A 15,224-nucleotide genomic window follows, 5' to 3' on the forward strand; every position below is an offset into this window, starting at 1 on the left:
AAGAGGAAAAGAGAAAATGATCACAGGTCAGCTTAAAAGCAAAATAGACAAACTTTGGGAAGAATTTTGGACGGGCGGTATCACCAATCCGTTAACGGTAATCGAGCAAATTACATTTTTAATGTACGCCCGTATGCTTGATATGAATGAGCAAGCCGATGAAAAGCGTTTCGCTAGAACCAAAAAGCCCTTTGCACACCGCTTTAATGACAACGAACAACATCTGCGTTGGCAAAACTTGCGTCATTTAGGCGCGGAAGAGCTTTATAAAGTAGTCAAAGACGAGCTATTCCCTTATTTCTCTAAAGCCAATGAGGATGAATCAACCGAGGGCGCTATTTTCAACGAGTTTATGAAAGACGCGCAGTTGATGATTCAAAAGCAATCGCTATTAGTGAAAGCGGTAGAGATGGTGAACGACTTACCACTAGAAAACTCTGATACCAAAGGTGACTTATACGAATATCTATTGAGTAAGTTAACCACGGCAGGTATAAACGGCCAGTTCAGAACGCCACGCCACATTATTCGTGCAATGGTTGAAATCATGGACCCTGATAAAAACAGCCGTATTTGTGATCCATCAACGGGCACAGGTGGCTTCTTGTCGGTGTCTTACGAATACTTACTTGAAAAATACACCTCACCAGAAGGTATTGAACGCGAGCCGTTATTTGACGAAGAAGGCAAACCACTACTAGACAGTGACGGTAAACAAGTTGAAAACGTCTTGTATTCGGGGGATTTAATCGACTCGGAAGACCGCAAGCATATCGATACAGACATGTTCCACGGTTTTGATTTCGATGCCACCATGTTACGTGTTGCGGCGATGAACTTAGTGATGCACGGCATTAAACAGCCTGATATTCATTACCAAGATACCTTAAGCCAGTCTTTCTTAGAAAAGTTTCCTGCTGAAGCAAAAGATGGGATGGAAATTATTCTCGCCAATCCACCGTTCAAAGGGTCTTTAGACGAGGAAGACGTTTGCCCTGAGGTTTTACGTAAAGTAAAAACCAAAAAGACCGAACTTCTTTTTGTTGCATTAATAGAGCGTATGTTACGTGTTGGTGGTCGCTCAGCGACTATCGTACCAGATGGCGTATTATTCGGTTCATCAAAAGCGCACCAACAATTGCGTAAATTACTCGTCGATAATAATCAGCTTGAAGCAGTAATCTCGCTGCCTAGCGGAGTATTTAAACCTTATGCGGGTGTATCAACGGCGATTTTGATCTTTACCAAAGGTGGTACTACCGACCATGTTTGGTTTTATGATGTGCAAGCGGATGGCTTCTCGCTCGATGATAAACGCACACCGATTAAAGATAACGATTTGCCAGATTTGGTTGCCCAGTTTAAAGCCCGTGATAAAGCTATCGCAACCAGCGAAGAAAACGATAAAACCCAAAAGGCGTTTTGGGTAAGTAAAGAGGACATCACGTCAAACAAATACGACCTTTCCATTAACCGCTACAAAGAAGTGGTTTATGAAGAAGAGCAATACGATCCGCCAAAAGAAATCTTGGGTAAGTTAGTGTCATTGGAAAATGAAATCTTAGCTGATTTGAAAGAGTTGGAGGCGATGCTGTGAGTTGGCCTTTAGTAGAGTTGGGTGATCTTGCGGAATTTATTAATGGCTTTGCTTTTAAACCTAAAGATTGGCAAGAAAGTGGAAAGAAAATTATTCGAATTCAAAATTTAACTAATCCTCACAAAGAGTACAATCTCACGGAGTTGGATATTCCGAATAAATATAACGTGACCAAAGGAGATATATTGGTCTCTTGGTCGGCTACTCTAGATGTTTTCGAATGGTCTAGAGAGGATGCACTATTAAACCAACATATTTTCAAAGTAGTTCCCGATTATGAAAAAGTTAATAAACGTTACTTCAAATATGCGCTAAAGAAAGCTATCGACTCAATGCTTAAGTTTTCACGCGGCTCTACTATGAAGCATGTGAATCGTGGTGACTTTCTAGGGACGAGAATCCCACTACCACCACTTGAAGAACAAAAACGTATTGCCGCGATTTTAGATAAAGCCGACAACGTGCGCCGCAAACGCCAACAAGCCGTCGACCTCGCCGATGACTTCCTCCGCAGTGTATTCCTAGATATGTTCGGCGATCCTGTAAGCAACCCTAAGGGCTGGAAGCCTGCAAAAATGGGTGACCTCATAGAGTTTGCTAAAGATGGTCCGCACGTCAGTCCTAAATACTCAGTGTCTGGTATTCCCTTTTTATCAACAAGGCATGTGAAACCTTCTGGCGTAGTTTGGGAGGATTTAAAGTACGTATCACAAGAGGAAGCCGATGTTCACTGGAAGAAATGTAAACCTCAGAAAGGTGATGTTTTATATACAAAAGGGGGAACAACTGGCATTGCATGTCCTGTTGATTTCGAAAAAGAATTTGCCGTATGGGTCCATGTTGCGTTAGTTCGGCCTAAGCCAAAGTTGGCTAATCATATTTGGCTAACACATATGCTAAATACAAAATTTTGCTATCAACAATCTCAGAGATACACCAGAGGCGCTACGAACAAAGACCTTGGTTTGAAAAGAATGGTTGATATTGAAATGTATGCTCCACCAATAGAAGAGCAAGAACGGTTTGTGAAAGTAAGGGAGAACGTCTTAGGTTTATTATCCAAATTTGATGAATCAAGTAGCGATAGTTTATTTAACTCCCTAAGCCAGAGCGCTTTCGCTGGCAAATTATAAGAATAACAACAAGGATGTTTTTATGAATGTAAGTGGTTTCATCGTTAATGAAGAGTTGTGGCAAAGCCTGAGATACTGCCAGCAAGAAAGTATTCAAACGGCGTTAAGCTACTTAAAAAAGCCGTTAAATGAAAATGCGAACTCTTGCCTTATTAGCTTGCCAACAGGTGCAGGTAAATCGGGTGTAATTAGTATCGTATCTCACAAAGCGACCCACAAGCGGGTGCTGGTTTTATGTCATCGACGTGCTGTGTGTGATCAACTTTTTAAAGAAATAGATGGAAAGTTCTTTAGTGATCGTGTGGAAGGCGAGGTTATCAAGCGCAAGGTTGTTTTTAGTGATGTGAACGATACCTCTAAAAACGGCGTTTATGTTTCAACCTTTCAGAAACTACAAACTTTCGATAGTGCTCAGCTTGAGCGGTTAAAGCTAGATATTGATCTTATTATTATTGATGAGGGGCACGCCGAACCTTCTCCAGTATGGAGCACCTTAGTACGTGGTATTAACGCTCATAAAGTCGTTATAACAGCTACTCCTTACAGGAATGATTTGTATCAATTCGATGTTACCGAAGATGCCAGTTATATTTATACCTTTGAAAGAGCACTTGCAGATGATGTTTTAAAAGAACCAACTTTTGAGTCAATTACTTTAGCTGAATTAAGCGGGAAAATTACAAACTTCTTAGAAGCTAATGATGACACAAAGTGCATTATTAAATGTGAAAAGTTCGAAGATATTAATCGCTATTACGATTTGTTAAACGATGACTTTTCAGTGTTAGCAATACATGAACAATTTACTAAAGATGATCGAGATAATGTAAAGGTTTCCGTGCCAGCGAACCTTAAAGGTTCTGATTACCAAGTCATTATTCACCAGAGGAAACTGGATGAAGGGGTCGATATTCCCGAAGCAAAGTTATTGGTTTTGGCCTATGCAGTTAATAGTGGTCGGGAACTAGTTCAAACCATCGGAAGAGTAGTTCGTCTGTACGGTGATGTTGAACCTAAAACCTTGGAGGTTGAAAGCGATGCAAATAGCCAAATGTGGCAAAACTACAGAAAATTTGATCGTTCACTAGATAGCGCTGAATCAGTTAAAAAATTCATAGCATCATTAGATAGTAGTAAGTTGATTGACCGTTACCTAGAAGCATTTCCTGATGTGAGTTATTACGGAAACCGTTTTGTAAGTAAATTTGATCTTAATACCTTCGAGCCGGAAAGTTCTCTTAATATCCCAACGGCATCAATTTGTTTTTTGAATCAGTCGCAGGGATTCAGCGTTCAGCTTTTATCTGATCATCTATATTGGCGATGCAATAATGCTGGCGAACTCGCGAAAATATTTGCTACAGAAACTGGTATTCATGGTGTTATATCAATCGCGTTCGATAAGTCTCGGTTTTTAACAGATCAGTTTTTCTTTGAGCCTTCACTTGAAATAACATTATATAAACAGCTCTCGAACAACGTTGTTGCAATTTATGATAGCCGAGGTCGCAGATTTAATGGTGAGAAAGGTTTAAAACTCGGCTCTGCGATACCTCTAGATAAACTGCTTAATGTAATGTCATTAGGTGAATCAGCCTCAACGAAAGAGGCGAGTAGTAAATCGATTAGCTCAGCTAGAAAACGTCCTGAACGCATCGCGGTAAAAGGAAAAGGTTTAGAGCAAATGGCTGACATGCAAGCCAATGCGTCATATCGACTAGCTACTTTGCGTTGTGATACCTATGACCAATACAATAAAAAGAAAGGTAGCTATTATGTAGGTGCAGACTCTGGGAGAATCTCAGATCAAAAAGAGTCATCGTTTACTTTGGGTGATCTTAATGATTGGCTTACAGATATTGATAGTGTCATATCTGCAAATATTAATATACAGAACGCCTTAGTACATTCATATGCAAAGCCAATATCTGTTGATGAAAATTTTGAAGCTCACAGTTTGATTTTTGATTTAACAGAATTTGAGTCTCCGATAAGTACTTTTATAGCCGGGGAACAATATACACTCGATAATTCGTTTTTGTATTTAATATACAATGATGGGGCTTTGCTAGTTGATGATGTTGAGGAAAGTAAAATCTTAGTCAACTTTAATCAAGAAGAACCTTATTTAGAAATTACACCAGAAGCGGAAATACTATATTCACTTGCAGGTGGGGAACACCAAGACATAACAGACTTTCTCAACGAGCACTTACATAAAGCACTTTTAGCTAATGGGATCAGTTATTCAAATGGTAAGTTCTATCAATTAACGCTTCCAGTGGCTGATAGCTTTGAATTAGGTGCATCTAACCTTGCCAATGTTGTTATCGGGCTTGAATCTCTTATTGGTGAAGATTTAGATGAGAAAGGATATCAAAATGGTGCTCATCAGGTTGTTGATGAGGGCTTTAGCAGAGATTCCATTTTCTATTTAGTAGATCAATTAAAAGCTAATGGCTTTGCCAACCCAACAAAAAGCGAACTAGGTCCATTTGCTCCCTTCATACCTGATGCAGACTTGTTGATTAACACGGATATGGGCATTGAACCTGCTGACTTTGTAGTATCGTCAAAAAACAAGTTAGTATTCGTTCATGTTAAATGTGGCAATGCAAAAGCCCCCCGATCATCAGCAGGTGCTCTTGCTGAAGTTGGATCTCAAGCCATTAAAAATATCGAAATGCTTATTAGTAGTGATGTTAATTTAAAACCTTCAAATTGGAATAGCTTATATACGGCATGGCCTGGACCGCATGATAACCCAAACATTCCTGAGAGAATTAGAATTTTCCAAGGAGCGACGTTTACTGCTCAAAACGAACAGGAAAGAAAAGAAAAACTAAATGAGCTGTGGGATACAGTTGCAATGAGAAGGCGTTCTACGGCTGTTAAAAAAGAGATTTGGATTGTTGCGGCTAATAGCTTTTCAGCCAAACATTTTGAGCAGCAATTAAAGTTAGGTTCAGAGGCAGATGGCCGAACTTTGCAAGCTTTTCAATTATTAAATAGTTGGCTAGCGACGGCGCATGATAATGATGTTGAGTTGAAAGTTTTTGTTTCACCTTAGTTTTAGACAAGAGCTAAAGAATAGATGATGAGAGGTGGCCACCAAGTTAAGAGCTTGTCTTTGATTTGAATTTAAAAACAGTCCTTGGCAACAAGGACTTTTTTTGTTCGGGGCTGTAGGATGGCGGCGCTTCGCGCCTTATACCGATCTACAAATAAGAAGACCATATAGGTGGAAAAGCCGAATGCGCCTTCCAACAAAGGTGCAAAGGGTTAACGACAGCGAACATAGTGAGTGCGTTTCCTTTGCGCAAGGTGGAGTGAACAAGTTTAACCTCTGTAATAGGTCGCTTCATCTCGTCACCTTCGGATGGCGCTTCGCTTATGCCAACCTACGAGTTACCACCTGTAACTGCTTAATCCTCTGGCCCCAACAACGTAAACGTTAAATGCTTACGCATATCTTTTAAAATCACGCCTTTTTTGAGCATGGCGGCGCTTAAACGTTTTTGCCATTTTAATAAATCTGGTTTGGCGGCTTCTAAAGCTGGTTCATCTTCAAATTGAAAACATAGCAGTAAAGAACCGGGGAATAGGTGATATTCCACATCAAACCAACATTGCACCATACCGGGGATCTCGTTGCGGGCTTGCTCTTCGAGCATATCGGCAACGCTCATTACTAGCGTTTGTTGTTTTTGTTGAACTTTAGAGAGCTTTTTCATGGGGTTCCAAATTAACGGCAAAATACAGCAATAAAGGCGGATTATAACCAAGCTCTTAGAGTAGCAAAAGTTATCGGGCGTTCTGTTGTAAGGGGGAGTGCTTATTAATTTGCACTCACCGTGACGGTAATGGTATCTGAGTATGTGCCAGCTTCGTTTAAGCCATTTACCTGAGGGGTAATTTTGAGCAAGGTGGCTTGTGTTTCGCCCGAGCTACCAGTACCCGCGGCGGTAGCATTTAAATGCTCGTAGGCTCCCGCTTGAAGGTCGATACCTGTGGTATCGCCGATGTTTAGGGTATACGCCAACTTACTGTTTTGTGCGTTGTCAGCAACCAAGTAGCCGCCATTTGCTGAGCTGTAGGTTGTGGTGGCGTTTTCACCGGTGTTACACCACACATCTAATGTGCCAATTTCTTGTGCTTGTGATGTGGTGCTCAGGTTTAAGCCTGTTACGCTGTTTGTACCGCTGCTGGTTTTACACATAGGCTCAACAGTACCAGTAAAGGAATACTGAGCTTCGCTGCCTGTTGTTTCAGTTACAGCTGACATTGTGCTGAGCGATATAATCGCTGAGATAGCAAACAGTGGCTTTAATATGGTGATCATGGCGTTCCCCCTAACACTAAAGTACAGCAGTTGTATTTCAGTTTGCAACTATTTATCGTCGCATAACACCGTATTGCATATATTGCGCCTATTTTTTGTTCAACATGTGGCACTTTAATTGCGTTGTTATGTCACTATAGACCGTTGATATTACATTTGGGGACATTTATTGCCACATAGGCAAGAAAGTGCCTCTGTGTTTTGGCATAGAGATATGTCGGATGATGTTACACACCCGACCGTTTAGCTCTATTTGTGGGGGAGGGCAATGAGCATAGCTCATTGCCAAAATGTAGTGCTTAGTTAGGGCTTACTGTAACTGTGATAGTATCAGAGTAAGTACCTGCATCGTTCATACCGTTTGATTGAGGTGTGATTTTAAGTGATGTCGCTTGTGTTTCACCTGTGCTACCAGTACCAGCAACGGTTGTTAGGTGCTTGTAAGTACCGCTTTGTAGGTCAACACCAGATGTATTACCGATGCTTAGCGTGTAAGCGATTTTACTTGCCTGTGCGTTGTCAGCAACTAAGAAACCGCCATTTGCAGAGCTATATTCAGTTGTTGCATTTTCACCTGTGTTACACCACACATCTAATGTACCAATCTCTTGCGTTTCTTGAGTTGAATCAAGGTTCAAACCCGTTACGCTGTTTGAGCCACTATCAGTTTTACACATAGGCTCAATAGTACCTTCAAACGAGAAGCTTGCTTCTGTTGCAGATGTTTGCGTAACAGCAGCCGCTGCTGACATTGATGTGATTGCAGATGCAACGAATAGTGATTTTAGTAATGTGTTCATGGCGTTTCCCCTAAAATAAAATACAGCAAATGTTTTTTTATATACTTTTAATGGTTAGGTATTAGTTACCTGTTTCCTAAACATTAAGCAAAGGGTGTGCCAAATATTACTTTGTTGCGTGTAAAATTTTTATTTATCGTCCGGTTTTTTGTTAACTTGTTTAACTTCAATGGTTTACTTTGGGTAAACAGTCAGTGATAAATTATCTCTGTAATATCCCGCTGGCATTAATTCTGTGTTACCTAAAATAAATTCAAAGCCAAACCACTTATTTCTGACGCCTGGAAAAAAGTTATAGCTACGAATGAGTCGCTCTGAAGACGAAATTTTGACGTTATCGAAGGTTATCGAATAGTCGATCAGTGCTTGAGTATCGGTTTCATGACGCAAGCCATTGTATTCTGAGTCTAAAACAATGTCGTAAGAGCTGTTACTCAGAATATTAATGCCCCAGTAGAAGCGCATATCGCTTTTCAGCTCTCCCAAATTGATTTGATAATGTCCATTGCTGCCAGAGACTTTACCTTTGCTGGCGTTATCTAAGGAGACCGCAACCTGCGGCTGTGAGTAATAAGCCATATCGAGGTATTGCTCTTCTATCACACGGTTCCTACGCACGATAGATACTTTTACACTGCCCGTATAAGAGCCCGCAGGAAACAGGCTATAATGCTGCAAGCGGGCCCACAATTGACTAGAACGACTCGTAAGAGGAATGCGCCATATGCCACTTTGTGGCCACATGGTATTAAACTGTGAGTCCAACAGTCTGGCGTATTTATATTCTGTCGGTCCTGTGAATACTAAGGAGTAGTAGTAAACGTCTTCAATCCATATTTCATCCGCACAATTTAATAATGTGTCAGAAACTTGTACTTTTAATGGCAGGTATACTGAAACTCGGTCACTGTGCTCTTCTATGATTTCAGATGGATCTGAAGTGGCCCATAAAGTGCCATAACATCGTCCGTGCTTCGCCAGTGCTTGGTTGGAAGCGCAAAGAAGAGCCGCAATAAGCAACATATAAACTTTTAATTTCATTTACTTGCGTCTCCTTTCGATGGGATTTTCTCAAGCGTTAGTGTGCCAATTCTGATAAATCGTTGTTCCGTATCTTCAATTAAAAAAGTACCCTGAGTGTCATTTAATTCAATCAGATACTCACCAACACTAATTCCTTCCACGACAAACCTACCTGCTCGGTTGGTAAAAAATGCTCGGCTTAGCGGCTGCGCTTTTTGGCCGTCAGTATTTTGTTGTTTGATGACCCGTCCTCGCTGCATTGCAATCGGCGTGCCTTGCTCATCCACTAAAGTACCAATAACCGTATACGAGAGCTCTGAACCTATTTGGATATGGTGACCTGTATTTGCCCCACCGACGATTTGGTACATTCCAGGACCCCAGTCGTAGCCCAATGGGGCTTGTGGTACATCAATATTAAACTGGTAGTTTGCATAGCCGGTCCCTAGGTCAATGAGTGCGCCAATATTTTGACTGGGCTTTGTTTGTGCGCGACCAAAGTGGTTAACATTGACCAGAACGTCGGTCTCTTTGAGCGTCTTGTGTTTAGTCACAACGGCAAACGGCGCGGTGGTGGTTGCCCCCATACCCACGTGGCCATCAGCAATACCGACACTGGTAGATAAGTTGATATTCGCGCCACTTTCACTGCTTTGCTGTGAGCGAGTATAGTTGTTTGCGCCCACATCAGCTCTAAAAAAGGCGCCGGTATAGCTGGCTTTAAACTGCTCTTGTCTATAGTCACTACCTCTTTCGGCTCTGAGTTCATAACCGTAATCATTAACAAAGTTATTGTTGGTTTTGCCATAGCTGGCACTGGCAACTTTACTTTGATTATTGTACTGCGCTCGGGTGCGAATATTACTTCGGCGGTTATAGTCATTCCAAATGAAATTCAGAACAAACTGATTTTCAGAGAGGGTCCGTGGGTCTTCACTTGTGCTGTGGTTATAGCCAACTCTCACCCGCAAGCCCTCATAACGCAGGTTTAACTCTGCTGTTATGTTTTTAGTCACCATAGCGTCACTGTTGGTTGAGCGTGACGCGTTTAAATTAACATCAAGATTGTCATCAATGATATAGCTGTAGTCTACATAGGCCCTTTTATTGTTATTAGGCGTACTGAATTGCAGCCATGGCGTGTTGGTGAAGTCTTCTTTGACTTCGTAGCCTAAACGTAAGTTTGGTGAGCCATAGTTTCCTTTGCCAAAAACGCTGTGCTCGGTTTCGATAGAATAGGCGTGGCCTTGGGTGCTGCTGTGTGTTTGGTATTGCATATCACTTTGTGAAAAGCGAAACGATATATTGCCTAATAGGCTATTGAGTGTGGCAACCGAGCCCAGCACGTGGCCACGTGGGTGAATTGCCCCGTTTACGCCAAGGGTCAAACTGTCAGTTAATCCGTATTCATAGCTGCCTGATATGAATAAGTCATCATCATAGTCGTAACGACCATCTTCTACAGACGAGACATAGCCTACCGCGAAAGAATAATCACTTAAGCCTTCGGCCAGTAATCTGGCGTTATAGTGTGTGGTAAAGCTAAACTGCTGGGTTTCGCCATTAGCATAGGTGGCGACAATTTGGATATTATTCACACCGGATGTCAGTGGTAAGTCGTTTAAATCATAGCGTCCAGCACGCAGCCTGAGTCGAGAGATCAAAAAGTCATTAATAAATACTTCGAGTGTAGCGGGGCGTGGCAGCACAAACTGTTGGCTATTACCTGGCGTTATTTTGCGCTGTGGCTGCAATTTTGAGTAGGCTTTTTGTATTTCAAACCCGCCAAGCTGGGTGCCAGAAAGGTGACCACGACTGCTAGTTTGGGTATCACCCAAGGTCATTCTCAGGGGCATATCAGGCTGATCGTAGAACAAAGCAATATCACCCCGATAAAACTGCTCTTCTAGGTTATCATCGTTTTCCCAAAATATAGAGCTGCGCATATTGATACCATCACCACCACCAACATTGGCATTGATGAGCCACTCAAACTGTGAGTGGTGGCTTTGGTTATTATCACTGCGTTCATGGTTTAAGTTGAAGTTGTTTAGTACCGCCCAGTTCGCTTCACCTTTTGGCTGTTCAAAGTGTTTTTCCCTACCGTACGATAGGCTGTCTGTTGCCATCGCAGCTTCAGTTAACGACATTTCAATGGTGAGGTCTTGCGGCTGTAATGACAGCGAGATCCCGTGCGAGCGAAACTGCTCAAGGGTGACTTCCTGCTCTCCTTTGCTTGTCAGCCATGCGAGTACTTCTTTACTTAACACTGATTGTAGATTGCGTTTAAACTCAGCGGCCGAGATAGACTTCAAGGTGAGTCCGTCGACGGTGGCTGACACATGGCCCAGTTCAGTCGCATTTTGCCTGATAGGAAACTCCATCACATAGACGGCCGAAAGCGCGGGGAATGCCTGTATAAACAGCACGCTTAGCAGCACGCATTGCCACTTGGCAGGCCTGTGGGTAAAGCCCATTGCTAACATCGTTTATTGGTTACTTTTTACTGAATAGGTTGATAAGCGCGGCACTTTTGGTTGGCTTGTCATTTAGCAGAGACTGTAAATCTATCACCATAGAGTGCCCCGGCATAATGAAGCGCCCAGAGGTGACGCCTTGGAACTGAGGCCAACTAATCACGGTATCGCCTTGATGGAAATGATATTCAAATCCAGAAAGGTCTAATACACGTTCACCGTCATTGTTGATGGTCAGTTTACAGTCTGTTATTTTTTCACAACTTACACTGCTGTTTGGCTTAGCTGCGATGCCCTCTGGGCTGACAAATACCAAGGTAGCAAAATTAAATACCATTTTTACCCCAGATTTTTCGTCATCACCGGGTAGTGGTAGCTGTTTAAACACAATGCGATAGGAATGGGTCTGCTTAAGCTCGGGCGAGCCTAAATATTTAGCACGAAAAACTTGGTGACCTTTTGCTGGTACCTCTATTTGTGGCGGTAACACAATAAAGTCTTCTTCTGCACGCACTAACACTTCTTTATGGTTTTCGTCGAAAGTACGTTTATAGACTTCTATTTCAATGGGCAGAGGGCTATCACTGGGATTCTGCAGTCGATAGGTTACTAACGATTTTTTGCCATGAGACGCGAGATCGACGATCATTGGCTGAACCTGATAGGCCATTGCGGGGGCTGATAAACACAATAATAGTAACAACAGTTTACGCATCTGAATTCCAACAAGGAGACGTGACTTACATTTGTGCTATACGATACCCTGACTTTTGGTTAATACAAGCCTAATTTATTAGATTGTTGCAATTTATGGGTACATAGTAAGTATGTACAGTTCTATCTGCACAACCTTGGGGGCGTAATGGTGTCAATGTTCATCTGGTAACACGCTTTATTGTAATGCGCTATGTTTGAGTTGTATTGGACTGAGCCTATTACGCTAAAATTGATAGTTTACTGACAAAAACGCCCCTAAATCTTCACGAGCGGGCAAGGTATTGATGGGATAAAACACAGGGGTATCATTGGGCTGATAAACAGACTCATCCAACAGGTTTTTAATTTCCAGTGACACGGTGAGTTGATTATCATCATTGACGATAAACTTTCGGCTGGCTTTAACGGTTAACCAGTTATAACCATCGGCTGGCGGATTCACAAGCTCTCTGTTTGGGTCAAACAAAATGTTATCGTGATACTTAGAGTAACTGAGCAGGTACATGCCAAGCTGCCAGCGTGAATCATCGTAGCTTAGGCCGAACTTAAAACTATTATTGGGCGCTAGGTTAATATTTTCTGTGCCGTGCTTATCTTCATTGCGCTGATGTGTGGCAGATAATTCAGCGTACCACTGGGCTGTTAATTGATGCTTATATTCCAATTCGATGCCATATGATGAAATTTCACCGCTATTTTTATTCTCCAATGCAAAGTTAGGGTCATCGGAAGGGCGCAGCAAGATTAAGTCGTGCTCCTCATTTTTATACAAGGTAGCAGTGAATAGCTTTTCGTCTGTTTGATAAAACAGTTGCGCTTCTGTGGTATTGATAGTTTCAGATCTCAGATCGGGGGTCCCTTTTTGGATCCCTGGGGTTTCGATGGTGCGCTCTCCTGAAGATGGATGACGAAACGCCTTAGCATGGCGCAATTTCAACGTCCAAACGTCATTAAAGTGATAGGTAAGTCCGAGTCTTGGTACAAAATCAGATTGGTTATCAATGTTATTGATAAGTTCGACGGACGTCACATACTGCCCGCCTAGCTCTACATTCAACTTTGGCGTGACAACGTACTTTATTTGCGCATACAAACTGGCATAGCGCTCCTTGGCATCAGGGATGGTTGAAGCAGCATACACTCTGCGATGTTCATGATATGCGCCGACCAACAGTGAAGCATTGTCTGATAAATCACCGCTTAAGTTAAACTCTAGTAATCTAATATTGAGTGGAGATTTGATGCGTATAAAGTCGTCTGCAATACCTTCACTGCTCCATTCCATCTCTTTTTTGATGTTGGTGTAATGGCTATCTAATTTCCAGTTATTATCAAATTGATAGCTATGAGAGAGATTGGTGAAGGTTGATGGATGTAGCTTTGACCAAGGGATGTAGTTTTCTTCAGGTGCATCCCAAAAGTTGCCGAATTTTTGCTGTAGATTTCTAAAGTGGGATAGTGAAAGTGCCTTGTAGTTTATATCTAAATGTAGCGTTTTGTCGGTTTGAAACGCTTTTTTGCTAAATGTAGTTTGCGTAGTTGGGTCAAAGGTTTGTGCATCCCATCCGCCTATATCTGTGTACAAAACATTGATTGCCCCAGATAAATCGTTATTTTTATATACATAGCTGGCGTCAATTATTTGTGAGTCAAAGCTTCCTACAACAATACTTTGATTGGCCTGCCAGCCCTCAGATTTACCTTGTCGGGTAATGATATTGAACACGCCCTGATAGGCGTTTGTGCCATACAGCACAGAGCCCGGGCCGCGAATGTATTCTATCCGCTCAATCGAAGACAGCGGGATTGAAGTATATAGGTTGTGTGCGCCAGAGAGGTTACCAAAAGGCCTGCCATTGAGTAATCCAAGGTGTTGTAAAAGGCCCGTCCAAGGCTTACTTCCTCGGGTGGTAATGGTTGTGAGTACGCCGTAGTTGCTGTTGACGGAGACGATACGTTCAAGTATTTCATAGAGACTATGTCCGCCAAACTGTTCTATTTGTTGGCGTGAAACAACCGAAATACTGGCGTTGGAGTTGCGTAACGATTCTTCTTGTTTTGAAGCCGTGGTCACCGGCGTACTTAGCAGTTCTTCAAGCGACATATCAAACAGCGATGCAAATACATCATCTTGCGAGGCAACAGGAAAACTCTGCATTGACGCAGATAGGAACAACAAATAAGAGCAGCGTTTGGAATGTGTCATTGACGTATATTTGGAAAAAATCTACTTAAAAAAGATAGCAGAGAATAGAGGGGATTCAACAAAAGCAAGCAAAGTGCCACTGAGAATAATAACCTATGCGTTTGATGGGTATACAACTCTGCGGAGGTGGGTTTATATATTACGCAATAGCCTGATATAACCTTAGTGCATGCCAACCAACGAATAGCGCTATCGCGTAACTAAACAGGGTGCCTAGCATTACGTATTCCGTCAGCTTCATATCTTGGTTTTTGGTTAAGTCTCCAAACCTAAAGATGGTTTTAGCTGCAACTAAAAAGCCAATGCCTGCAAATTGTCCCATAAAGATAAAGGAAATAGCTAAACATCGTTCCATGTAGCCAATCCACGCACCTGCTGAGATTAAGCCAACATTGATGGGGGCAGTGCCTGTGGGGTTATTTGGTCTTTCGTGTTGTTGGTTTGGGGCTGTTAAACAATCGGTATGTTTTTTCAAAGCTAGTGCAATCAGTACCGAAGCGGGTTTGCATACCAGTAAATAGGCAAGCGCGATGACAATGTTTTTGGCGGTGATAAAGTCACTGAGAAAAAGCTCAACTTGCGATATTGAAAACTCAGATAAATATACCCAGACCAAACAGATAATGAAAAGGTGCACGCCTTGGTCGAGTAAAAACGGGCGCAAGCTATTACTCAAGTGAGACTTAACGCAATCCATGGCTACATGTGAAACAGCAAGGAGCATAACCGCTAAACTGGATAGCCAAAAGGAAAACTCCATCAGTAAAAAAACTAATGAATAGAGTACAAGATGAACCAAAAAGTGTTTCCACAACCCCGGTGATTTTAAATGCCGAGTATTTCTACATTTCACCCATGCTGTTGGTTGTAGATAAAAGTCGCCAACAAAATGTGCGCCAATCAGCAGCAGTAGTAGATCCATGTTCTTT

General features: G+C 42.1%; 11 protein-coding genes. 3 read left to right on the forward strand and 8 right to left on the reverse strand.

What is annotated here, in order from left to right:
• Positions 1–16 precede the first annotated feature (16 nt).
• The 3 genes from L1070_RS07940 to L1070_RS07950 are packed head-to-tail and all read left to right on the forward strand — an operon-like array spanning position 17 to position 5,800.
• Positions 17–1,597, forward strand: coding sequence for a class I SAM-dependent DNA methyltransferase (locus L1070_RS07940; RefSeq protein WP_237125131.1), 1,581 nt, complete (start codon positions 17–19; stop codon positions 1,595–1,597).
• A complete protein-coding gene (locus L1070_RS20415) occupies positions 1,594–2,730 on the forward strand; it encodes a restriction endonuclease subunit S (protein ID WP_237125132.1) in 1,137 nt (378 codons plus the stop codon). The genes L1070_RS07940 and L1070_RS20415 overlap by 4 nt, the downstream gene beginning before the upstream one ends.
• Before the next feature lie 22 nt (positions 2,731–2,752).
• Entirely contained in the window at positions 2,753–5,800 is a 3,048-nt protein-coding gene (locus L1070_RS07950) for a DEAD/DEAH box helicase family protein (protein WP_237125133.1), read from the forward strand.
• Between the two features lie 355 nt (positions 5,801–6,155).
• On the opposite strand, the gene L1070_RS07955 is transcribed toward L1070_RS07950, so the two are convergent.
• The 8 genes from L1070_RS07955 to L1070_RS07990 form a co-directional block, all read right to left on the reverse strand.
• The gene (locus L1070_RS07955; protein ID WP_070985678.1) at positions 6,156–6,464 is read right to left on the reverse strand and encodes a hypothetical protein; all 309 of its coding nucleotides are present in this window, start codon (positions 6,462–6,464) and stop codon (positions 6,156–6,158) included.
• Positions 6,465–6,568: 104 nt separating this feature from the next.
• The gene (locus L1070_RS07960) at positions 6,569–7,072 is read right to left on the reverse strand and encodes a hypothetical protein (protein ID WP_237125135.1); all 504 of its coding nucleotides are present in this window, start codon (positions 7,070–7,072) and stop codon (positions 6,569–6,571) included.
• 299 nt (positions 7,073–7,371) lie between these two features.
• Entirely contained in the window at positions 7,372–7,872 is a 501-nt protein-coding gene (locus L1070_RS07965; RefSeq protein ID WP_070985676.1) for a hypothetical protein, read from the reverse strand.
• 174 nt (positions 7,873–8,046) lie between these two features.
• Positions 8,047–8,913, reverse strand: a complete 867-nt coding sequence (locus tag L1070_RS07970; RefSeq protein WP_070985675.1) for a hypothetical protein — start codon at positions 8,911–8,913, stop codon at positions 8,047–8,049.
• A complete protein-coding gene (locus L1070_RS07975) occupies positions 8,910–11,381 on the reverse strand; it encodes a fimbria/pilus outer membrane usher protein (RefSeq protein ID WP_237125136.1) in 2,472 nt (823 codons plus the stop codon). The genes L1070_RS07970 and L1070_RS07975 overlap by 4 nt, the downstream gene beginning before the upstream one ends.
• A 10-nt stretch (positions 11,382–11,391) precedes the next feature.
• Positions 11,392–12,087, reverse strand: coding sequence for a fimbria/pilus periplasmic chaperone (locus L1070_RS07980; RefSeq protein WP_237125138.1), 696 nt, complete (start codon positions 12,085–12,087; stop codon positions 11,392–11,394).
• 225 nt (positions 12,088–12,312) lie between these two features.
• Positions 12,313–14,295, reverse strand: coding sequence for a TonB-dependent receptor (locus L1070_RS07985; RefSeq protein ID WP_237125139.1), 1,983 nt, complete (start codon positions 14,293–14,295; stop codon positions 12,313–12,315).
• 139 nt (positions 14,296–14,434) lie between these two features.
• Entirely contained in the window at positions 14,435–15,217 is a 783-nt protein-coding gene (locus L1070_RS07990; RefSeq protein WP_237125141.1) for a DUF3307 domain-containing protein, read from the reverse strand.
• Positions 15,218–15,224: the final 7 nt, after the last annotated feature.

Source organism: Pseudoalteromonas sp. MMG022 (genome assembly GCF_021654245.1).
GTDB lineage: Bacteria > Pseudomonadota > Gammaproteobacteria > Enterobacterales > Alteromonadaceae > Pseudoalteromonas > Pseudoalteromonas amylolytica.